The sequence below is a fragment of the Zobellia sp. 1_MG-2023 genome (assembly GCF_030549125.1).
Taxonomy (GTDB): Bacteria; Bacteroidota; Bacteroidia; order Flavobacteriales; family Flavobacteriaceae; genus Zobellia; species Zobellia russellii.
In genome coordinates this window covers 402,589-426,001 of the sequence record NZ_JAUOSY010000001.1, presented here as the reverse complement: position 1 = coordinate 426,001, position 23,413 = coordinate 402,589, and the positions used below count along the sequence as shown (strand labels likewise).

Below are 23,413 nucleotides of genomic sequence, written 5' to 3'. Positions count from 1 at the left end.
TTTGGTGAATTTGTAATTTTTAGGGGTCTTTTTTAGGAAAAATATACTATGCATGCATAATTTTTTTCATTTTATGATTATTGGTCAAAAAAAAAATGTAACTTCGGGTTACTAACGTTTTTAACTTAAACTTAACATGAGAGCAATACTATTTTTAGCCTTGCTGTTGGCGTCTAGCTTTGGATTTTCGCAAACAACGGTAAACGGGAAAGTGGTAGATCAGAACAGTCAGCCCGTACCAGGGGCCAATATCGTTATCGAAGGAAAAGCGATTGGTACCACAACGGATTTTGACGGTAATTTCAATTTGCAAACTTCTGAAGTACCCCCTTTTCAGTTAAGAATTACCAGTATCGGATATTCCGATACTACGGAGGAAGTCACCTCTAACAATCAAACCTTGACCATTGTAATTAATGAGTCCCAAACATTTTTGGATGAAGTGGTTATATCTGCTTCAAGAACACCCGAGCGTATTTTTGAGTCACCGGTTACGGTAGAGCGAATAGGTGTTTCGGAAATAAAGAACGGTACTGCCGCAGATTTTTATGGTGGTCTTGAAAATTTAAAAGGGGTTGATGTAAACACAAATAGTTTAACCTTTAAATCAATCAATACTAGAGGATTTGCATCTTTTGCAAATACGCGTTTTATGCAGTTGGTTGATGGTATGGATAACTCAACACCTGCATTGAACTTTCCAATTGGTAACTTGGTAGGTTTAGTTGAACCGGACGTTTTAAGTGTTGAATTGTTGCCGGGTGCATCATCTGCGCTGTATGGAGCAAACGCTTTTAACGGAATCTTGTTCATGCGTAGTAAGAACCCTTTTGATTATGAGGGTATAAGTGTTTCTATTAAAAGAGGTATAACATCGCAAAAAGCTGCAGGTGACAATTCGTACACGGATTTTGGTATTAGAGCTGCATATAAGTTCAGTGAAAAATTTGCAGGAAAAGTCAATTTCGGATATCTAAAGGGAACTGACTGGGCAGCTAATAATATAGATGATAAGAATACTCCCGGGGGAACTAGGGATAATTTGAATTATGACGGTGTTAATGTTTATGGGGATGAGGTTTCTACGAACATTAAGGATGTAGCCCTTACTTTGGAAGGTTTAGGTGTTTTGCCTGCAGGAGCTAACGCTCTGGTTCCTTCTGAAATCGTAAGTAGAACAGGTTATGATGAAAGTGACCTTACCCAATACAACGCTGAAAGTATAAAGGCGGATTGGGGCTTGTATTACAGGCCAATCGAAGGCAAAAGTTTGGAGATTTCCTACGTAGGTAAGGTGGGTACAGGTACAACAATTTACCAGGGTACCAATAGATACAATATAGACGGATTCTTTCAAGAGCAGCATAAGCTTGAGGTTAGAAACGATAACTTTTTTGTAAGGGGTTATGTGGTTGGTGATAAAGCAGGTGATTCTTATGATATGGTTTTTACCGGAATCAATATTAACCAAACTTGGAAAGATAATAATACTTGGTTTGGAGAGTATACGGGAGCTTATGTTCAGGCAACATTGGCCGGCGCCACAGACGAACAGGCTCACGCTGCCGGTAGGGCACAAGCAGAATCCGGAAGGTATCTTCCTGGTACGCCGGAATTTGAGGCTGCTTTTAATAAAGTGATTAAAGACCCGGACCTAAGCAAGGGATCTCAATTTTACGATCAATCTAAGTATTATCATGCAGATGGTAATTATAACTTTAGTCATTTGATTGATTGGGCAGAAATTCAAGTTGGTGGTTCATTTAGGGAGTATAGTCTAAATTCCTTAGGTACCATTTATACGGATTCGGAAGAAGACGGGCCAATTGACTATTCTGAATTTGGAATTTATTCTCAAATCCAAAAGACCTTGCCTTTGGCAGGAGAAAAAAGCTTGAAGTTAACCGGGTCTATTCGTTATGATAAGTCTGAGTTTTTTGATGGTTTCTTTTCGCCAAGACTATCTGCGGGTTATACGTTAAACAGAGACCATAATATTAGGGCTTCTGCTCAAACCGGATTTAGAAACCCTACTACACAAGATCTTTTCATTGGTTTGGATGCCGGTAGGGCAATTCTAGTTGGGTCTGCACCGGATAACTTGGAGCAATATTCAAGAGATTTTGATGTAAGTGCTACTGGCCAATTTCAGTTTCAACAACCATCAACGGTAACCCAAACCGGTGCTGTGGCTTATAATAATTCCTATTCTGCTGCCTCTGTGGCCGCTTTAGGGGCAACAGGAGATCCTTCCGTGCTGGAAATTGCAAATCCGGATTTAGTTAAACCGGAAAGAGTAACATCTTTTGAAATTGGTTATAGGGGTAAGGTAGATAAACTTGTAATAGATTTTAGTACCTACTACAATACATACAAAGACTTTATTTCACAAGAAGTTGTAATTTCTCCTTACTATGGAGTAGTTGGTGATGGTGGCCTTTCTGTAGGTGCGATAGCTAACGGAGATTATCAAGCGTATAGCACGTATACTAATACTGATGCAGACGTTAGTTCTTATGGTGCGTCTTTAGGCCTTAATATGAAAGTATTTGGCGACTATAATTTAGGAGGTAGTTACACGTATACAAAATTGGATTTTGATCGTGATTCTAATCCAGATGTAATGTTGAATTTCAACACTCCTGAACACAAGTTCAAGGCATCTTTCGGAAATGAACAGTTATTTAAAAACTTTGGATTTAACGTATCGTACAGGTTTAGCGATGATTATTTCTGGGAAGCTACTTTTGGTAACGGTGTTATTCCAGAATTTCATGTAGTTGATGCACAAATCAATTATGAAGTTCCAAGTATCAAATCTTCATTTAAATTGGGAGGCACAAACTTGACTGGTAAAGAATACTACACGGCATTCGGTACCGGTTATATTGGTTCTATGTACTACTTATCTTGGACAATTAACAATTAATTTTTAATCTCAAGTTGAAATGAAAAACTTAAAATATATATACTTTTCTTTAGGTATCTTAGCCTTTACGGCCTGTAATGACCCTGAAGATGTTAACCTTGAGCCAGAAGTAATGGCGGAGGCACTTGCCGAATTAAATGCGGGCTCTGCAGATTTTTCAACCTATGTTTCTTTGGGGAATTCGTTAACCGCAGGTTTTACGGATAATGCACTTTTTCAAGCGGGACAAGCCAACTCTTTTCCGAATCTGCTGTCAACAAAGTTTGCGCTGGCAGGAGGTGGTTCTTTTTCTCAACCACTAATGAATGATAATATTGGGGGGCTATTGGCCGGTGGGTCACAAATAGAAGGCTTTAATCCTAGATTGGTGTTCGGAGGGGCAGGCCCTGTTGATTTGTCCGATGTAGTTGGTGAGGTGGCCCCAACAACGGATATTGTTTTGAACAATCCATCAGGCCCGTTCAATAATATGGGTGTTCCAGGAGCAAAGAGTTTTCATCTATTGGCGCCAGGTTATGGAAATATAGCCAATTTATCGGCTCAATTGGCCAATCCTTATTTTGTTAGAATGACGGGTGCTACACCAGATGCTAGGGTTTTAGAACTGGCCATGGCACAATCACCTACATTTTTCACATTGTGGATTGGAAATAATGATGTACTTGGATATGCGCTTTCAGGAGGTGATGGAACAAATCCTATTACGGATCAACCTACTTTTGACCTCGCAATTAATACGCTCGTAACTACCTTAACTTCGGGTGGTGCAAAAGGGGTTGTGGCAAATATTCCATATGTAACTTCAATTCCGCATTTTACAACTGTTCCTCATGATCCTATTGATCCTGAAGAAAATGATTTTGCTGCTCAGGTACCAACTCTTAATACGGTTTACGGTGCATTGAATCAAGTGTATACGGCTTTGGGAGAGACCGAGAGAGTTGTTGTTTTTTCGGATACGTTAGACAATGCGGTCGTTATTAAGGATGAGGCACTTGTAGATATATCGGCCCAGATTACAGGTGCTTTTAATGCAAATCCCGCTTTTCCAGTATTTGTTACACAATTAGGGCTGCCTCAGGAAGCGGCTCCGTTGGTAGCTAGTCTGTTGGGAACAACCTATGGTCAAACCAGACCTGCAACGGAAAACGATTTATTGGTGCTACCTAGTAGTAAAGTTATCGGAACCGTTAATGAAGAATCTTTTGCCGCACTTTCTGCAGCAAATCTTCCTGCAGCGGTAGCCGGTCAGTTTTCTGTTGAGGGTATAACGTTACCTTTAGCCGATAAATGGGTCTTAACACCAGAAGAACAAGATGAAATTAAGATTGCTACGGATCAGTTTAATGCTACAATTACATCTGCCGCTTCTGCTGCTGGCTTGGCGTTTGTAGATGCCAACCAATTATTGCAGGATTTGGCCCAGGGCGGTGTTACGGACGGTGATTTTACTTTAACTGCCAATTTAGTAACAGGGGGAGGTTTTTCTCTTGATGGAGTTCATTTGACAGCTAGGGGGTATGCACTTATTGCAAATGAATTTATGAAAGCAATAGATGCTACATATCAATCTAATTTTGAGGCATCCGGGTCTTTGTTCAACATTGGGAATTTCCCAACGAACTATTCGCCGGCATTGCAATAGGTATAGATTTTCTTACGTTTTACAAGGCACCATTTAACGGTGCCTTTTTTTATGGTGAAAAAAGAATAAAAAGTAGTTTTCAATTCAAGTTGAAAAACATACCTTTGCAGCCTGAAAAACATCGCTGTATTAAGGTGTTTTTCAATACAGTAAGTAATTTGAATTCATAAACTAATAAAGTAATGTCAAAAGTTACAGGTAAAGTTTCCCAGATTATTGGGCCAGTAGTCGATGTGGAATTCCAATCAGGAGATGCCCTTCCAAAAATTTACGATTCTCTTGAAATCGCTGGTAAAGATGGTTCTAAACTTGTTTTAGAAGTACAGTCTCACGTTGGTGAAAATACTGTGAGAACAATTTCTATGGATTCTACTGATGGTCTAAGTAGAGGAACAGATGTGCTTTCGACAGGTAGCGCAATACAAATGCCGGTTGGTGATGATGTATACGGTCGTCTTTTTAATGTAATTGGTGATGCTATTGATGGTTTAGGCGATTTGCCTAAAGCAGGTAAAGATGGTTTGCCTATTCACAGAGACGCTCCTAAATTTGAAGACCTTTCTACTTCTACCGAAGTTCTTTTTACCGGTATTAAGGTAATTGACCTTATTGAGCCTTATGCAAAGGGTGGTAAAATTGGATTGTTCGGTGGTGCAGGTGTTGGTAAAACCGTATTGATTCAGGAGTTAATTAACAATATCGCTAAAGGCCATGGTGGTCTTTCTGTATTTGCCGGTGTTGGAGAACGTACTCGTGAAGGAAACGATTTACTTCGTGAGATGTTGGAATCTGGTATTATCAAGTATGGTGATGATTTCATGCATTCTATGGAAGAAGGCGGATGGGATCTTGCAAAGGTTGATAAAGCCGCTATGAAAGATTCAAAAGCAACTTTCGTTTTTGGTCAGATGAACGAACCACCAGGAGCACGTGCTCGTGTGGCATTGTCAGGATTGACAATTGCTGAGTACTTCCGTGACGGTGCTGGAGAAGGTCAAGGTAAAGATGTACTTTTCTTCGTAGATAATATATTCCGTTTTACGCAAGCGGGTTCTGAGGTATCGGCTCTTCTAGGTCGTATGCCTTCTGCGGTAGGTTACCAACCAACTTTGGCAACAGAGATGGGTGCTATGCAAGAGCGTATTACATCAACTAAAAGAGGTTCTATTACATCTGTACAGGCGGTATACGTTCCTGCGGATGATTTAACGGATCCGGCTCCTGCAACAACCTTTGCTCACTTGGATGCAACAACAGTACTTTCCCGTAAAATTGCGGAGTTAGGTATTTACCCTGCGGTGGATCCATTGGATTCTACTTCTCGTATCCTAACTGCCGAGATTTTAGGTAACGATCATTATAACTGTGCACAACGTGTAAAGGAGTTGTTACAACGTTACAAAGAGTTACAGGATATTATTGCTATTCTTGGTATGGAAGAACTTTCCGAAGAAGATAAGTTGGCAGTAGGTCGTGCAAGACGTGTACAACGTTTCCTTTCACAGCCTTTCCACGTAGCAGAGCAGTTTACTGGTCTTAAAGGGGTGTTGGTTGATATTAAAGAGACCATAAAAGGATTTAACATGATTATGGACGGAGAGTTAGATCACCTTCCTGAATCTGCCTTTAACCTTAAAGGAACCATTGAAGAGGCAATAGAAGCAGGTGAGAAAATGTTAGCCGAAGCTTAATTAGGAGCAGTACATAGTAATTAGTACTGTGTGTGCAGAACTAATTGCTAAATACTAACTACTCAATACTAAAAAGGATGTATTTAGAAATTGTATCACCAGAAGCCACTTTATTTTCGGGCGAAGTAACATCGGTAACTGTACCGGGAGTTAATGGCGAGTTTCAAATTTTGAACGGTCACGCTGCTATAGTTTCTTTACTTCAAGAAGGTAATGTTCGTGTGGACGGAAACATAACAATAGATGAGGCACATGCTTCTAAATTTTCAAAAGACGCTAGCGGAAAGGTTATACTTCCCATTTCTAGTGGAACTGTTGAAATGAGTGATAATCGGGTAATAGTTTTGGCCGATTAGAGGTTTGCACTGTGCAATAAATATTAAAAAGCCATACTTAACCGTATGGCTTTTTCGTTTTTATAAAGATGGGTAAGGGCAACGTAATTATTTCAGGGGGTAACCGTCCATTTTGGCAACTGGTACTGGCATCTGTGTTTTTCACCGCTGCTATTTATTTTTTCTATCGTTTTTTGGTCACTATTGATTTATACGGTGAATCCAGAGAGGTTAGAGGTGCTGTATATGCTCTGGAGGCAGCCGTAATTACATTTATGGGAGGACTAGGGTCATCCGTAACAAGAGATTATTATTTTGACTTTGACAATTATCGCTACAAGTCCGTTTATAGGGTAGGCCCTTTTAAGAAAGGGAAATGGCAGGACTTTCAAAACTTGGAGTACATTTCTATTTTTAAAAATTCAAAAGCTCAGTTTGAGGTTAATTTATGGTACAACAGAAATAAACATTTTAATATCTCGCTTTTAGAAAGTAAAAAAGATGCTATAGAACAAGGAAAAGTACTGGCCCAAAAATTACAGATAAGTTTACTGGATGCTACCCAAGCCAATAACCAAAAATGGATAGAAATTGATTGATTTCTTGAGGATATATATTTTAAATAAGGTATAGAATAGAAGTTCAAGGATTTACCCTTTGGCTTCTTATGCAAATACGCTAGTCTTGACTTTTTTCGGTCAGGAAGACGTTAATAGTAAAACTGACATAGTTCAATTTTGAAGATAGCCTACTGCTTACTTTTAGAGTTTATTGAAGTAAAACAATCACCCATTTTTGCCCAGCGGATTCATAAGTTTGTAATTCATTAAAACCAATAGCATAATGTGCACTTAAGGAACGGGTATTTGTGGCATCTACTTCAGTGATGATAGAATTAAAATTTTCTCGTGTTTCGGTTTGCATGGTTTCGTATAATTTTCTGAATATACCTTGCTTGCGAAATGCCTTATCAATGCAGATTTGTCCCATAACCATATAATTTTCCGGTTTGGGAATAACGGATTCTATTTGGGTAAACATAGGTTTTAAAACCTGTATTTCATCTGCAAACTTTGGATGCATACAGAGGGCATAACCAACAACTAAATTACCTGATTTGGCTATAATATGCGGACATACATCATTCATTGCTTTTAAAACTTCAAAAGTATGTTCTACGGTTACAAAACCTTCTTGGACCTTTTCCTTGGGAGAAAGTGTGGAAGACAGGTTTTTCTTTTGAAGCGCTAGAATTTGCTTTAGCTCACTATCTGTTGTAACTGTAGTGGTAATCACTTTTAATTCACTTTTAGCCATTCTTGTCTATTGCGCAACTGTTTTTTTGAAGGTTTTATGTTTTCTTTTTCCATTAGTTGCAGATGGTAATCCGGATTTCTTTCCAGAATAAGTTTGGTCTGTTTTATGAATCCTTGGCTTGTAAATTTAATGTTTAGGGTATCCCCAACCTTTAGCCCTGCTATATAAGCGCTAAACTGTTGCCCGTCCGGGAATCCGGCATCATTTATATGGGTTATAATATCTTCTTTGTTCAATCCGGATTTATATGCTGGAGTGCCCATTTTGGGATTCGATTGTATCTGACCGTGTCCGTCGCCATTTAAAGAAACCGATGCCCCAAAATAAGGTTCTTCCGGATTTTGTTTGAGCGCAACACCAACGGAGTTTAAAAGAGACTTGTAATCCGGCATTTCGCTTTTATAAATGTATTTGCCAAAGAAATTTTGGGCAATATCATTTCCTGCATATTCTGCTAAGGATTTTTGCAGGTTTTCAACGGTATACGGTTGCTCGCTTTTACCATATTGCATCCAGACGTGTTTCATAAAATCGTCCAGGTTTAGTTTTTCTTCTCTCAGGGATAGATCAAGCGCTAGTCCTAGAATACTCCCGTAAGAGTAATAAGAGATAAAAGTATTTTCCCGGTTAACAGGATCTACGGAAGTGGCTGCATCTACAAAAGGAGCTTGGTAGCTCATTTCTATAGGATTAAAAAATTGGCGTGCAGGTGAGTTCCAAACATAATTAAAAGTACCGCTAATACCCTCTACATATTTTGTGGGCGAAATAATCCCTGCCCTACAAAGTATAAGGTTGGTGTAGTAACTTGTAAAACCCTCGGCAAACCACAACGCTCCGCTCATGTTGGTTTCTTCAAAATTAAAAGGTTCCAATGATTTGGGGCGTATGCGCTCTACGTTCCAAGCGTGAAAAAACTCATGAGACACGGTACCTATGTTACCACTCATGCCTCCTTCTGCTAAACTACGTGTGCTGGTGAGTATAGTTGAATTACGGTGCTCCATGCCATCACCCGAAGCATTGGGAATGTAACAGGCCAAAAAGGTATAGGTGCCGTAATCGAATTCGGGTAGTTCTCCATAAACATCTCCCTCCGCCAAAACGATTTTCTTCACGTTCTCAAAATAGGCATCCAATTCTTCATCGGTGCCATTATGATGCAATACAAAACGTATTTTTTGCTTCTTTCCATTATCCTCTACCTCAAACTCACGAACGGAATGGTTACTGATTTCCGTAGGGCTATCCATAAAATAATAGAGGTTGGGGGCAGAATAGGTTGTTCCGGAAACCAAAGGAAGTTGGGTGGCGACTTTCCAACCTAAATCCTTTCGAACTTTGAAATCCACTTTAATTTTTCTCTCATTAAGCGCAGGAGTATACATGAACGTTGCAGGTATGTTCAAGTGTGCGTGGGTTTCGTCTACCTGTGAATAAGTTCCATCACCTCGGTTAGCAAAGAGCGTATAGCTTATGTTAATAAGACCGTCATGTCCTATTACTTGCCATTGGTAGGGGTCTGGGCGCAGAACTTCCAAACTTTTTCCTTTACTGTCCGTAGCCTTAAAATTATATACGTTCTTGGCAAATTCATGTAACGCATAGCGGCCAGGTGACGTACGGCTCATTCTAAAAGAGACCGTATCCGTTTTTAACTCTGGAAAGCTTCCTTTGATAACCGCTTCATGGTGAACGGCGTTTTCAAAAGAAATTTCATAGCTATTGGTTTGGGCAGAAAGTATACTAATGGTAGTAAGCAATAGGGACGTAAGGTAGAATTTCATTAATGTAAATTTAATGTCACTAATATAAGATTAATAGCGAGCATTATCTACATTTGATTTTTGCTACACAAGAAGAAAGATTTGTATTACATAGTGTAAATAAGCAACCTTTTGAAAGCATAAACATCTGATAGAAGATTAAACTGCCATAATGAAAAAAGCTTTTTGTAGTATTCTGTTTTTCTTGAGTTCTTTTCTGTTATGCCTTGCACAAGAAGGTACAGACATGCCTCAATATAAAAATCAGATTTCTTCTAATTTGATGTTACCCATATTTCAGAGTTTTGACTTGAGTTATGAGCGTATCGTGGCCAATAAATGGGCAGTAGGTTTGTCCGGGGCAATTTATGGTGACAGGATTGAAGAGTTGGATACCGAAGGCTCTTATTATAGTCGCACTACAAATTTTGAGATAATGCCATTGGTGAGATTTTACTTAAATGGTACACAAAAGAAGAGTCATTTTTTTGAAATTTTCGGGTCCGTATCTCAGGTTGATGAAGCCGAAAGGTATGTGAGGATTGTTAATGACCAAGGTTATGGTGTGTATACTATTGGTACTGAAACCTATATGGTGGGTGGTTTAGGAACAGGGTATGGCTACCGATTTCTATTTGTAGAAAATAAATTGGCGGTAGAGGCACAACTGGGCTTACGCACCAATTTTAGCACTAATTTTCTTCTTTTAAATGTTGCCATGGTGCGAACAGGAATACGAGTAGGCTATAGATTTTAAACTGAAAAGATGCATATAAGATATATTGTTACAATACTATTGGGTTTGTTGCTGACTGGTTGTCTTTCGGATGATGGTGGTTCTAATTTTCATTATGTCCACGTTGAGGCCATAGATGCATTTACTTTTGATGAGCAAATGGAATATGCCGTGGGAGACACAATTTTCTTTACACAAAAATTTAGCAGATATCTTAAAGAAGACGGTTATTCTGAGCTGTTGGATATTTATGAGACAACAGACGATGAAGCGTTCAGTTACTATTTTGGACTGCAGCAATTTTCTGAATTCTCAAATGCTTACGAAGACGTGTATGTTGATCCTGAATATATAGTTACTTCAGTGGAAAACACGGCTGATAATTATCCATATAGTAATTACGCTGTTACTGCAATATTGAATGAAGCAGAAAACGCATATGAGTCCAATGTAGGTGTAATTCTAAGGGAAGGTGGAGCATTTAGACTTGACTTAAGCAATGTGAGTTTTAATAATCAATCCAGTTATTACCGTGGGGAGGGAGTAAGTCTGAATATAAAACACCGTTTTACCAATCCGGATAACGCCTATTTAGAGTTTAAGGTAGTAGAACAATAGTAACATTTGCTTAGACAATACTGTGGTTAATAGAAAATCAATCATAGGTATAGTCAAGATTAAAGGTCTTACTTCTTTTGTAATGACAGTTAAGAGTCACAATATTTCTTTAATAACCCTAGTTATTGTTCAGGACGATATTCTATAATCTTTCCGTTTAAATAAAACCCCTGAAAAAGGGGTGTTCTTAAGAAATGCTTGGTCTTACCTTTGTTGTCAATAAAAACCTCATTATGATTCATTCTTTAAAAAGTTATACTTGGTTCATCTTAATAATAGCTTCAATAAGTGTTGTACATGCCCAAAATGACACTATCTACTATAATAAAAGTTGGAAACCGGTTACGGTGAAAGATAGTGCTTCGTTTTTTAGAATTCCGGTTACGAAGAATGGTGAGTTGTTTCATATGCAGGATTTTTACCTGTCCGGGAAGAGACAAATGGAAGGGTTTTCGCTATCCGCAGAAAAGGACATTTGGCAAGGTAAGGTAAGATGGTATAATGAAGATGGCTCTGTTTATCAAGAAGGCGATTATGAGCAAGGTTACCTAGAAGGCGATTTTATAACCTATTTAAAAGGGAATAAGTTAAAGGCAAAATATAGCAAAGGTCAATTTATATCGGGAAAAAGGAATACAAGTTATGGAGACCGAATGTACTATATGGAAAAGGCGGGTGATACCATAAAGGAAATCGTCTATCAAGATGATATAGGCGGTATACGGTTTGAGCGTATTGGCACCAAAGATATATACGAGCTTAGTTCAAAATATTATGGAGAAGGAGGTACATATATTGGGGAAAAAACAACTTCGCCCAACGGCAATATCAAAGGAGAAGAGGTAACTTATATGTATGGCCCCATGCGAGTTAAAAACATTAACTATTATAGTAGAGGTACGGTATTGGGACAGACTTTTTACTACCCCAACGGAAAACTCCGATCGTTCTTTCAGAAGGAGCCGGATTTGGCCCATATTTATTATACTCCGGAAGGAGAGGAGATGGGTAGGATAAACTATAAAATGGATGCTTATGGCATTATCCCCAACAACGGAACCTTAATAAATTTTGCTTACGGAAACTACAAGGACAATTATAAAAATGAGTATAAAATTGCTAGAAAAACAACTTACGCCAATGGTAAAATAAGTGAGGACGCAGATTACTATTTGAACGGTCAGGTAAAAGCAATAAATAAATTTAAAGATGGGCAAAAGATACTTCAGGTAAGTTATACAGAAGATGGTTCCGAGCTGGCCAAGATGGAGTATGAAAACTATAAGCCCATGAACGGTACGGAAATTTATTCATTGGGACAAAGAACCTATGAAAATGGAGAATTGATCAAGGAAATTATCTTTTTCTACAAGACTGATATTGTTCAAATTGAAAAAATCAACGAAATAGAAATCTATTATGACAAGGAGGGGAACAAGTTGGGAGAGCTAGCGCTAGAAAACAGTAGTTCATATCCAAAACCTTTGGAGGGTAAGCGTTATACCTACGATTATAATGATGGATCCGTAAGCGGAATAGAAGAGTATGAAAACGGAGGGCTAATTCGTAAAACCTACTGGAGAAAAAGAAAAATCAATGAAGATTCTTCTGCTGTTTTTAAGAGGATAGAAGAATATGATGGAGAAGGTTATTATAAAACCAAAGAAATAAAGTTTTATAGTAACGGCAAGAAACAGAGCGAAACTTTATATAAAAAGTATGTGGAGTCAACCGGGACTTTCTACAGTAAAACAGAAGAGGTTTTGGGTTCTTTTGATTATATAAAAAAGGAAGGAACGCGATATAAATTTTTTGGAGATTCGGATGCGGTTCAAGAATATGAGGTAATCAAAGATGGAGAACAAATCGCCTTTAAAAAATATGATTACGGAAATGATGCTAAGTATGGTAATATTAATCCGGTACTGGTTGAAAACATGGATGTTAATTGCTGTGCGTCTTTTTATGATAGGGACGGTAAATTAATTGCCGAAGTAAAATTCAAGAATCAAAAACCATGGAGCGGTGAGTATTACGACCCAATTTCAAGGGAATTGTTTCAGATTAAAGAGGGCAAGAAATCTGGGGATTACAAAAAGTTGGATTATAGTAAAAACCTACTCGCAGAAGGAACTTACAAGAACGACAAAAAAGAAGGCGTTTTTAAAACCTTTACATATAAAGGTGGTTTGCTGTCAAAAGAAATTTACCAGAATGATAAATTAAATGGAAAAGCTACATATTATGATCAGGATGGAGAGCAAATTGGGGAAATGCTGTATAAAGACGGAATTCCCATGGATGGTGTGAGGACATCAGTTTCCAGTTATAAAAATACCATTCAAACCTATAAAGGCGGACAACTGCTTAAAGAAGATATAAAAACTAAAGAAGGCCTATTGGTCAAGTCCTATTCAAAGGATGGCATAGTGAGTTGTAAGAAGTATTTTCCTAATGAAGAGAAGATAAAATACAGTTTTGAATTGTGGCAAGGACAGCTGAATGGAGACGTCGTAAAATATGATGTGGATGGTAAAGAGTTGGCGAGAGCCGTTTTCGATAAAGGCCGACTTGTGAGCGGAACGGTGTATTTGAAACAGGGGTATAACGATAAAAATTTGGCATACTATAGTCTCAATAAAAAAAGGGATGCCCTTCTACTGTCCATTTACGGAGAAGATGATAAGCTTTTGTTTTCATCCGAAGAAAGGCTTTATTTTGGAGAACATACTTTTTTCTCGCAAAAGCTAGGATTGGAAATGAAGTATTTTAATGAGGGTATCCTGTATTGATCAAATATGTATGTTTTAATTAAACAGCTTACATTTGGGGTATGGTAAACCTGCCCCATAAACTAATACAAAAACTTGAGGATAGGGCCCGGCAGAACGCCATGCGCAATTTGCCGGTGCCAAATGCAAAATGGGTAGACTTTTCTTCAAATGATTATTTGGGCCTTGCTCAAAAACCCGAGCTGTACCATGTTGCCCAAAATATCCTGAAACAAACGCCAGGCGTAGTAAATGGGGCTACCGGTTCTAGATTAATAAGCGGGAATCACCCGCTATACGCAGAACTGGAAATGCAGTTGGCCGCATTTCACGAATCGGAAGCTGCGCTGGTCTTTAATTCCGGTTATGATGCCAATATTGGCTTTTTTAGTTCCGTGCCCCAGAGAGGAGATGTTGTTCTGTATGACGAATATATTCATGCCAGTATTCGTGATGGAATGCGCATGGGCAATGCCAAAAGTTATAAGTTTAAACATAACAGTCTTGCCGATTTAGAAGCAAGATGTAAAGCAGAGCGAAGTCGTAATCACCCAGATATAGAAATTTATGTGGTAACGGAATCTGTTTTTTCTATGGATGGAGATGCGCCCGATCTAGTTGGGTTTGCCAAAATATGTGGCACATACAACTGTAGGCTCGTTGTTGATGAGGCCCATGCCGTTGGGGTCTTTGGGAAGCAAGGCGAAGGTTTGCTCCATGAATTGAATTTGCAAAAAGAAGCTTTTGCCCAAATTGTAACTTTCGGTAAAGGTTTGGGTTGCCATGGGGCCGCTATTTTGGGGAGTGCTTCGCTAAAAACGTACTTGGTGAATTTTGCTCGGAGTTTTATTTATACCACTGGGCTTTCACCGCATTCGGTCGCTTCGGTTTTATCGGCTTACGGGCATCTTAAAAATCAATGTGTTGAGGTGGAGAAATTGAAACATAACATATCTTATTTCAACCGTAAATTGGTTAGCTCAGGATTGCAGGGGCAGTTTATTTCCAGTAATTCTGCCATTCATTGTTGTTTGGTACCAGGCAACGATAAGGTGCGTGACATGGCCAAGGCAATTCAAGAAAAAGGATTTGATATCAGGCCTATTCTTTCGCCCACTGTGCCTGTAGGTCAGGAACGTTTGCGAATTTGTCTTCATAGTTTTAATTCCGAAAAGGAGATAGATAATTTACTCAAAACGGTAATGGATACGGTCTAGTATGAAAGAAAAATTTTATACCATAGCTTCTTTTGAATATCCGGCGGATGTTCAGATTCTAAAGGGAAAATTGGAATCTGAGGGAATATCCGTTTTCTTGAAAGATGAATATACACTTAATTCAGACCCAATGATCAGTAATGCAATTGGCGGGGTTAAAGTACAGGTCTACACGGAAGATAGGGAAAAGGCTGTAGAAATTTATAATGAAATTAGGGCCTATGCCATAGATGATAATGGTAATTTGATTGTGTGTCCTAACTGTAAAATGCAAAAATCAGAGGTGTATTATAACAGAAAAGGAATTTTATATAAACTTTTTCCATTTTTTGAGGAAAAAAAATACAAATGCCTACATTGTAACATGATAACAAAACCTCAATAGCATGCAGCAGATTTTTGTAACAGGAATTTCAACTGAAGTAGGAAAAACTATAGCTTCGGCAATTATAGTGGAAGCCCTAGAGGCCGATTATTGGAAACCTGTACAAGCCGGAGATTTGGACAATACGGATAGTGATAAGGTTAAGTCCTTGATTTCCAATGAACGGACCGTTATTCATAAAAGTAGCTACGAGTTAAAAACACCAATGAGTCCGCATGCTGCCGCAGAAAGGGACGGTGTAAAGATAGACCGACTAGAAATTGTTGAACCCCAAACGGATAATTCTCTTGTTATTGAAGGTGCCGGAGGAATTTTAGTACCCCTTAGCGAGAATGATACGGTCTTGGATATAATTATGCCCACCTATCATGTTGTGGTGGTATCCAGGCATTATTTAGGGAGCATTAACCACACACTTTTAACGGTGGGTTGGTTGCAGCAAAAAGGGTACGATGTGTCCATACTTTTTAGCGGAGCCTCTAATCCTGAAACCCAAAATATTATTTTGCACAAAACCGGTGTTTCTGCCATTGGTCGTATAGATGAAGAGGCTAGTTTTGATAAGGCCATTGTTAAGAAATATGCAGATAAATTCAAGTCTGCACTCATATCACTCTAACCGTTGGTGTATTTTTGCGTTGCCTACTGTTGCGGTAAGTTTATAGCGGCTTTCTAAGTAGTGATTAATGTATAAGTTTGCTTCTTTGTATTTTTTGTCGAATACTTTTTTGTTTTTTCGTATTACTACGGTTTGTGGTTTAATGGTTTCCATAATATAACGAATTTCCTCTAGGCCTGTTTTTCTTGGGTTGTTAAAATAGGGAAATAGAGATTCGCGTAGAATATTACTGGGGTGAGTGGCCGCTACTGTAAGAGGGGTTTCATCTAAAACCCAATAGCCTATATGGTATTCTAAAAAGAGAATATTCTTGGTCTCCAGATTGTTCTGTAGGATATAATTGGGCGCTCTAATGCCTTCTCCATTATAAAAAGTACCCTGTTCCCATTTAGATTTTAGAATATTGGCATATTCTATATAACTTTCAATAGGTATTAAAAATAATAGAAAAGGCAAATATTTTAACAAAAAGTTTGATTTGTTTCGAACTATTTCAAGTTGTGCTATCACCATGAAAAAGAGTACAATAAATACGGGGTAAAATTGAATTAAATAGTGACCGTTAACTTTACCTCCCATAGTAAACATAAGTATCTCCCCAAAAACTGTCGCCATTAAAATAGACACACCTCTATTGCTGAAATTCAATAGTTTTTGTTTCCAAATCAAAACCAAGAAAGTTAAAATGATAATGCAAAAAGGGGCGGTTTTGTATATTGGGTTCTGGTGCGAAGCAGAATACTCAATTGGTGCCATAATTACGGAATTCCACCAAACATCTGTCAAGTCTTGAAAATAGTATGGTAAAAAAGTTGATAGTGTAATAGATATAATACCTAACCCCAAAAGAAGGATGTTTGTAAGTCCTTTCCAAAATTGGTTTGTATTGAAGAAACTGTACAATAGGTTTAGACATAATACAAGAATTACGTAAGCTATATTCAATTTAGACATTAAGGACAACCCAAGTAAAAGGCCAGCACATAAAAATGCCCACGGCCTTATGTACTTAATAACTAGATAAAGGGCAGGAAGAAAGAATAGCATGCAAATGTGTTCGGACATGACCCCTTGTAAACTTCCGAAAAGGCTTAAAAGAAGAACACAGGCAATAGCTGCCCAGAGCCCTATTTTTTTTGAATGGGTAGTTTCTCCAATTTTGTAAGTAAAAAAGGCTGTTAAAGCTACTATAACAGCACCAAAGAACCTTATGGCAATAAAGCTTTTCCCAAAACTGTAAATGATTGTTGCAAAAAACAGAAAAATGACGGGAGGTTTGAGGTCCCAAAGTTGTGTATAAGGAAGATATCCATCTACCCATGACTGACCCATTAAAATAAAAGTGCTTTCATCACGGTCTATATAATCCCTAAAAAAAAAAGGAAATCTAATAAAGAAAGAAGTTATAAATAGAACCGTTACAACGGTTCTATTTGTAATGGAATCGTAATTCTTTACGAATAAATCTATAAGTTTTTGAAACATGAATTCTTAAGGGATTAATTCCCATCTTTGCAAGATAGAAAAAGAGAGTTTAACGAATATAATTGTTTTGAAAAATCTATCTGCTAGAGATAAAAAACACCTGTGGCACCCATTAACGCAGCATAAACTGCATTCTAACATGTTAGGAATAGTTAGGGCAAAAGGTGCTGTTTTGTATGATGAGAATGGAAAGGAATATATAGATGGCATAGCCTCATGGTACACCAGTGCCTATGGCCATTGCAATGAGTATATTACCAACAAGGTGCATGCTCAAATGAAAAAGTTGGATCAGGTGGTATTTAGTGGATTTACCCATGAACCTGCAGTAAAACTGTCCGAAGAGCTGATAAAGGTTTTGCCCGAAAACCAACAAAAACTCTTCTTTTCCGATAATGGTTCCACGGCTACGGAAATAGGGATTAAAATGGCCTTACAGTTCCATTTTAATCAGGGTAGAAAGCGCAAGACCATGCTTGCCTTTGAAGAGGGTTTTCACGGAGATACGTTCGGTGCCATGTCTGTTTCAGGGCTTTCGGTCTACAACGGACCATTTGAGGAATTTTTTATCGATGTAGAGCGAATTGCCGTTCCTACGGATGAAAATATTGAGGAAATCTTACTTCAGTTGGAAACGAGGTTAAAACGAAACGATATTGCAGGCTTCATTTACGAGCCTTTGGTACAAGGTGCTGCAGCAATGAAAATGCACAAAGCCGAAAATCTAGATCGTATATTGCGCCTTCTAAAACAGCATGGAGTGCTCACCGTTGCCGATGAGGTAATGACGGGCTTCGGAAAAACCGGAAAACCCTTTGCTTCGGAGTATATTGAAACCAAACCTGATATAATTTGCATGTCCAAGGCCTTGACTGCGGGCTTGATTCCTATGGCAATTACGAGTTGTACCCAAGAGGTTTATGATGCCTTTTATAGCGATGAATTGGCTAAAGGTTTATTCCATGGTCATACCTATACGGGTAATCCATTGGCATGCACTGCGGCTTTGGCGGGACTGGAACTGTTGCAGTCACAGGATATCCAGGCTAGAATTCAAAGCATAATCGCATCACATCAGGTGTTCGACCTTAAAATTAGAAAGCACCCAAAAGTAGCCCGTACCCGCCAATGCGGTATTATTTACGCCTTGGACCTTAATGTAAAAATGGAACGCTACGGGAATTTACGTGACCAAATGTTCAAACATTTTATGGATAATGGCGTATTTTTGCGGCCCCTTGGTAGTACCATTTATATTTCTGCTCCCTATGTGATTACGGATGCGCAGTTGCAAAAAATATATACTACCATAGAAGATTTATTGAACAGTATTTAAACTTGCCGCTTGAAAGAACCAATATCCATTACCGCCATAGGCTCAATTTCCCCATTAGGGAAAACTTCCAGCGAAACTTGGGCGAACTACTCTAAAGACAACCATTTTTTTATTCAAAATGAATTTGGGGAGGAGTTGGAATGGATAGCCGCTTTGTCTAATGAGTCTAAGCAAGCGATAGAGGCACTCAGAAATTCGGACAATAAATACAAAAGTCTGGATGATTCCGTTCTGTTCGCTTTGTATGCCTCAAGAGAGGCCATTGCCACAGCTGGATGGAAAGCAGGAGATGACTTTGGTATCAACATAGGGTCATCAAGAGGGGCAACGGCACTTTTTGAAAAATACCATCAGGACTTTTTGGCGAATAATAAAACGGCAACACTCACTTCACCAACTACAACCTTAGGGAATATCTCCTCGTGGATTGCGCATGACCTTAAGACCCAAGGCCCGGAAATTTCCCATTCCATAACCTGTTCTACGGCACTTCATGCTGTTTTAAACGGTGTGGCATGGCTAAGGAGCGGTATGGCAAACAAATTTTTGGTAGGTGGCAGCGAAGCCCCGTTAACGCCTTTTACCATTGCCCAAATGAAGGTACTAAAGATATATTCCCAATACAAAAAGGATACGGATACCAATAAGGGGAATGAGTTCCCGAACCGTGCCTTGGACTTTGATAAGGAAAGGAACATGATGGTTCTTGGAGAGGGTGCCTCCGTTATCTGTTTGGAAAATGGAGTTTCCTCTAAAACCTTGGCCGTAATTGAGGGTGTAGGGTATGCCACAGAGCCTTTGCGCCATAATATTTCAATCTCTACGGATGCGGAGTGTTTTCAGAGTTCCATGAAAATGGCTTTGGGAGAAATAAATCCAAATGAGGTAGATGCCATTGTAATGCATGCGCCAGGAACAATTAAGGGAGATATATCTGAGTATAAGGCCATTGAGAAAGTATTTTGTAACAAGTTGCCTTTTCTGACTACAAATAAATGGAAAGTAGGGCATACTTTTGGAGCTTCGGGAGCGTTAAGCATAGAATTGGCGGTCTTGATGTTGCAGCACCAACAGGTGGTAAAAGTACCTTTCGTTACCTATTCGTCTACACCAAAAAAACTTAGTAAAGTTTTGGTAAATGCGGTAGGTTTTGGGGGTAATGCAGTTTCTATTCTATTGTCTCGTAACGTATAGTCCGCTTTCGAATTAGTTTAAGGTAAGATTATTCTTATCTTTAATCGCCAACCTAACTTTTAGCTTATGGAACTAGGGTTCGAAATGATGACTTTATTTGAGAAAATCTATTGGGTAACGGCCTTTGTGGCCTCCGTAATTCTCATTATTCTTCTATTATTAACTTTTATTGGTGGGGAGGTAGATGATATAGATGGCGATGTAGATGCCGATATTGATGCGGACACCGGAATTGAATTTCAATTTTTATCCTTTAAAAACCTTGTTGGTTTTTTTACCCTTTTTGGGTGGTCCGGTATCGCTTGCTTGGATGCGGGAATGTCCAAAGGCATTACGGTTCTTATATCGTTGATTTGCGGTCTGCTAATGATGTTGGCCATGGCATCTTTATTCTACTATTTGGGTAAACTGCAAAGCAGCGGTACTCTCAAACTTAAGAATGCCCTTAACCAAATTGGTGAGGTGTATTTAACTATTGGAGCCAATCGTAAGAGCATTGGTAAAGTAAGTATAAATGTGCAGGGAACACTGCGCGAACTGGAAGCATTGACCAATGCTAATGAAGACCTTTTGCAAGGCAATGTAGTTATCGTAAAAGAAGTTACCGCAAACGGAATTTTAATTGTTGAACCCCTAAATAAATAACCAAATGTTATTAATACCCTTACAGTTAGCGGGAAGCGCCTCGTTGCTCGCCATTGGCTTTGCCATTCTCTTCTTTTTTATCATTATCATATCGTTCATTAGAAGGTACAAACGTTGTCCTTCTGATCGTATCCTTGTGGTGTATGGTAAAGTAGGTGCCGGTAGTTCGGCAAAATGTATTCATGGTGGTGCCGCCTTTATTTGGCCAGTGATCCAGGATTATGAATACTTGGACTTAACGCCTATTTCCATTGAGGTTAACCTTGTAAACGCGTTAAGTAAGCAGAATATTAGAGTGAATGTCCCTTCTCGTTTTACCATTGGTATTTCAACGGAACCGGGAATTATGCAAAATGCCGCTGAACGTCTTTTGGGGCAGGGTATGCAAGAGGTTCAAGATTTGGCAAAAGAGATTATTTTTGGTCAATTACGTTTGGTAGTGGCTTCAATGGATATTGAGGAAATCAACTCGGATCGAGATAAATTTTTGACCAATATCTCGCAGAGTGTAGAATCGGAATTAAAGAAAGTGGGTCTCAAACTTATCAACGTAAATATTACGGATATTGTAGATGAATCGGGCTATATAGAAGCTTTGGGTAAGGAAGCCGCGGCACACGCTATTAACGCGGCAAGAAAATCCGTTGCTGAGAAAAACAGAGATGGTTCTATTGGTGAGGCCAATGCGGTACAGGATCAACGTACACAGGTGGCAGCTGCCAACGCGCAGGCTGTAGAAGGGGAAAATATTGCAAAAATTAATGTAGCAAATTCGGATTCGTTACGTCGTCAGAGAGAAGCGGAAGCGGAAAGAACGGCTATTGCAGCCGAAAAAGTACAGGCAGCAAAAGCTTTGGAAGAGTCTTATGCGGCTGAAAAAGATGCAGAAATTGCAAGAGCGGAAAGGGTGCGTAGTTCTCAAATGGCAGATATTGTAGTTCCTGCGGAAATAGACAAAAAGAAAGTTGAGATTGATGCCGAAGCGGAAGCAGAGATGATCCGTAGAAAAGCAAAAGGTGAGGCAGATGCTATTTTGTTCAAGGCTCAGGCCGAAGCAAAAGGTTTGTTCGAAATCCTAACGAAGCAAGCACAAGGTCTTGACGAAATTGTAAAAGCTGCGGGCAACAATCCTGAAGATGCGGTATTGTTATTGGTGGCCGATAAGCTTCCTGAATTGGTGAAAACCCAAGCAGAAGCTATCAAAAACATTAAGATAGATAAAGTGACCGTGTGGGATTCCGGTGCCAAGACAGCAGATGGAAAAGGCTCAACGGCTAATTTTATATCAGGAATGTATAAGTCGGTTCCGCCATTGCAGGAAATGTTTAATATGGCCGGAATGCAATTGCCAGAATATTTAAAAGGCAAGGATGTAACCGATGAAAGTGAGGCCAAAGATGTAAATCCTGTTAATTCGGACGAGAAAAAAGAAAAGGAATAAATCGGTTTTCAATCTTTAGAATAAGGGCCCGTTGAATTATTTCAGCGGGCTTTTTTCATTTCTATAGGCATGATTATTTAGCCTTATTTGGTATTCTAAATTTAGAAAGGTTATTTTTGAAGCCAGATTTCAAAAAGACTATGAGCGAAACTAGACATAACTGGACGAAAGAAGAGATTCTTGATATTTACAATAAACCTTTAATGGAGCTGCTGTATGATGCGGCTACCATCCATAGAAAACATCATGATCCCAATACGGTTCAGGTGTCTACTTTACTTTCCATAAAAACGGGCGGTTGCCCGGAAGACTGTGGGTATTGCCCACAAGCGGCAAGATACCACACGGATATTGAAGGGAACGACCTTATGAAAGTTTCGCATGTAAAGGCTCAAGCTTTAAGGGCAAAAGCTTCCGGTAGTTCTCGTGTTTGTATGGGGGCTGCATGGCGTAACGTAAAAGATGGTCCTGAGTTTGATCAAGTTCTGGAAATGGTACGTACCATTAACAAGTTGGATATGGAGGTTTGCTGTACTTTGGGTATGTTAACCGAAAACCAGGCACACCGTTTGGCAGAAGCAGGTCTATACGCCTACAATCACAATTTGGATACATCTGAAGATTATTATAAAGATGTTATTTCTACCCGCGCGTTTGAAGACCGTTTGGAGACTATAGATAACGTGCGCAAGAGCAACGTAACAGTTTGTAGCGGTGGTATCATAGGTATGGGAGAGGCAATTGAAGATCGTGCCGGAATGTTGGTGGCCTTGGCTAGTCTAAATCCTCAGCCGGAATCTGTGCCTATCAATTCATTAGTAGCTGTAGAAGGAACTCCAATGGAAGATATGGAACCTGTTTCCATTTGGGATATGATCCGTATGGTGGCTACCACGCGTATTGTGATGCCGGAGACCCAAGTGCGTTTATCTGCTGGTCGTACAGAAATGAGCAGGGAAGGACAGGCTATGTGCTTTTTTGCCGGAGCCAATTCTATTTTTGCTGGAGATAAGTTATTGACCACTCCAAATCCTGATGTAAACGAGGATATGGAAATGTTCAAATTATTGGGATTAAATCCTCAAAAGCCGTTTACCAAAGTTTCTCAACCCAAAACTGTGGAAGCCTCGGAATCTAAATTGCAACCTTTGGGTGAAAAGCCAAAATGGAGCCGACCGGGCCATACTATTGAGCGTAATGAGGAGGCTAAGGCAAAGAGTAAAGTGGTAGATTAGGTTAATTTTAAGAAAATATTTCCATAAGGTTAATTAAATTTGCCAACT

General features: G+C 39.1%; 19 protein-coding genes. 16 read left to right on the top strand and 3 right to left on the bottom strand.

The window, feature by feature from the left end; genetic code table 11:
- The first annotated feature begins 136 nt into the window (after window positions 1-136).
- The 5 genes from Q4597_RS01690 (at window position 137) to Q4597_RS01670 (ending at window position 7,199) form a co-directional block, all read left to right on the top strand.
- Window positions 137-2,929, top strand: coding sequence for a TonB-dependent receptor domain-containing protein (locus Q4597_RS01690; protein WP_303404523.1), 2,793 nt, complete (start codon window positions 137-139; stop codon window positions 2,927-2,929).
- 19 nt (window positions 2,930-2,948) lie between these two features.
- Window positions 2,949-4,574 carry a G-D-S-L family lipolytic protein gene (locus Q4597_RS01685; protein ID WP_303404522.1) on the top strand — a complete coding sequence of 542 codons (1,626 nt, stop codon included), beginning with the start codon at window positions 2,949-2,951 and terminating at the stop codon, window positions 4,572-4,574.
- Between the two features lie 182 nt (window positions 4,575-4,756).
- Window positions 4,757-6,265 (top strand): F0F1 ATP synthase subunit beta, encoded by a 1,509-nt coding sequence (atpD, locus tag Q4597_RS01680; protein WP_215437392.1) that lies wholly within the window; start codon window positions 4,757-4,759, stop codon window positions 6,263-6,265.
- Window positions 6,266-6,342: 77 nt separating this feature from the next.
- Entirely contained in the window at window positions 6,343-6,621 is a 279-nt protein-coding gene (locus Q4597_RS01675) for a F0F1 ATP synthase subunit epsilon (RefSeq protein ID WP_155601322.1), read from the top strand.
- 68 nt (window positions 6,622-6,689) lie between these two features.
- On the top strand, window positions 6,690-7,199 hold the full coding sequence (locus Q4597_RS01670) for a hypothetical protein (protein ID WP_303404521.1): 510 nt from the start codon (window positions 6,690-6,692) through the stop codon (window positions 7,197-7,199).
- Window positions 7,200-7,368: 169 nt separating this feature from the next.
- On the opposite strand, the gene Q4597_RS01665 is transcribed toward Q4597_RS01670, so the two are convergent.
- Together Q4597_RS01665 and Q4597_RS01660 are read right to left on the bottom strand one after the other, a co-directional pair.
- On the bottom strand, window positions 7,369-7,917 hold the full coding sequence (locus tag Q4597_RS01665; RefSeq protein ID WP_303404520.1) for a GNAT family N-acetyltransferase: 549 nt from the start codon (window positions 7,915-7,917) through the stop codon (window positions 7,369-7,371).
- Window positions 7,899-9,704 carry a M61 family metallopeptidase gene (locus tag Q4597_RS01660; protein ID WP_303404519.1) on the bottom strand — a complete coding sequence of 602 codons (1,806 nt, stop codon included), beginning with the start codon at window positions 9,702-9,704 and terminating at the stop codon, window positions 7,899-7,901. Before Q4597_RS01660 ends, Q4597_RS01665 begins: the two co-directional genes overlap by 19 nt.
- Before the next feature lie 151 nt (window positions 9,705-9,855).
- Here Q4597_RS01660 and Q4597_RS01655 point away from each other — a divergent pair, with 151 nt between their 5' ends.
- From Q4597_RS01655 to bioD, 6 genes are all read left to right on the top strand, one after another.
- Window positions 9,856-10,440 (top strand): DUF3575 domain-containing protein, encoded by a 585-nt coding sequence (locus Q4597_RS01655; protein ID WP_303404518.1) that lies wholly within the window; start codon window positions 9,856-9,858, stop codon window positions 10,438-10,440.
- Window positions 10,441-10,449: 9 nt separating this feature from the next.
- The gene (locus tag Q4597_RS01650) at window positions 10,450-11,037 is read left to right on the top strand and encodes a hypothetical protein (RefSeq protein WP_303404517.1); all 588 of its coding nucleotides are present in this window, start codon (window positions 10,450-10,452) and stop codon (window positions 11,035-11,037) included.
- Window positions 11,038-11,270: 233 nt separating this feature from the next.
- Complete coding sequence (locus Q4597_RS01645; RefSeq protein ID WP_303404516.1) at window positions 11,271-13,829, top strand: toxin-antitoxin system YwqK family antitoxin; 2,559 nt, start codon at window positions 11,271-11,273, stop codon at window positions 13,827-13,829.
- Between the two features lie 41 nt (window positions 13,830-13,870).
- Window positions 13,871-15,025 (top strand): 8-amino-7-oxononanoate synthase, encoded by a 1,155-nt coding sequence (locus Q4597_RS01640; RefSeq protein ID WP_303404515.1) that lies wholly within the window; start codon window positions 13,871-13,873, stop codon window positions 15,023-15,025.
- 1 nt (window position 15,026) lies between these two features.
- Window positions 15,027-15,410 carry a DUF2007 domain-containing protein gene (locus Q4597_RS01635; RefSeq protein WP_215437408.1) on the top strand — a complete coding sequence of 128 codons (384 nt, stop codon included), beginning with the start codon at window positions 15,027-15,029 and terminating at the stop codon, window positions 15,408-15,410.
- 1 nt (window position 15,411) lies between these two features.
- Entirely contained in the window at window positions 15,412-16,029 is a 618-nt protein-coding gene (bioD, locus tag Q4597_RS01630) for a dethiobiotin synthase (RefSeq protein WP_303404514.1), read from the top strand.
- On the opposite strand, the gene Q4597_RS01625 is transcribed toward bioD, so the two are convergent.
- Complete coding sequence (locus Q4597_RS01625; RefSeq protein ID WP_303404513.1) at window positions 16,021-17,514, bottom strand: glycosyltransferase family 39 protein; 1,494 nt, start codon at window positions 17,512-17,514, stop codon at window positions 16,021-16,023. The genes bioD and Q4597_RS01625 overlap by 9 nt on opposite strands.
- Window positions 17,515-17,581: 67 nt before the next feature.
- On the opposite strand from Q4597_RS01625, the gene bioA reads away from it, so the two are divergent.
- The 5 genes from bioA (at window position 17,582) to bioB (ending at window position 23,365) form a co-directional block, all read left to right on the top strand.
- Window positions 17,582-18,850, top strand: a complete 1,269-nt coding sequence (gene bioA, locus Q4597_RS01620) for an adenosylmethionine--8-amino-7-oxononanoate transaminase (protein ID WP_303404512.1) — start codon at window positions 17,582-17,584, stop codon at window positions 18,848-18,850.
- Window positions 18,851-18,859: 9 nt separating this feature from the next.
- Entirely contained in the window at window positions 18,860-20,044 is a 1,185-nt protein-coding gene (locus tag Q4597_RS01615) for a beta-ketoacyl synthase N-terminal-like domain-containing protein (RefSeq protein ID WP_303404511.1), read from the top strand.
- A gap of 66 nt (window positions 20,045-20,110) precedes the next feature.
- Window positions 20,111-20,689 (top strand): hypothetical protein, encoded by a 579-nt coding sequence (locus tag Q4597_RS01610; RefSeq protein ID WP_303404510.1) that lies wholly within the window; start codon window positions 20,111-20,113, stop codon window positions 20,687-20,689.
- 4 nt (window positions 20,690-20,693) lie between these two features.
- Window positions 20,694-22,130: a flotillin family protein gene (locus Q4597_RS01605; RefSeq protein ID WP_303404509.1), complete on the top strand. Its 1,437-nt coding sequence runs from the start codon at window positions 20,694-20,696 to the stop codon at window positions 22,128-22,130.
- 140 nt (window positions 22,131-22,270) lie between these two features.
- Complete coding sequence (gene bioB, locus Q4597_RS01600) at window positions 22,271-23,365, top strand: biotin synthase BioB (RefSeq protein ID WP_215913684.1); 1,095 nt, start codon at window positions 22,271-22,273, stop codon at window positions 23,363-23,365.
- Window positions 23,366-23,413 lie beyond the last annotated feature (48 nt).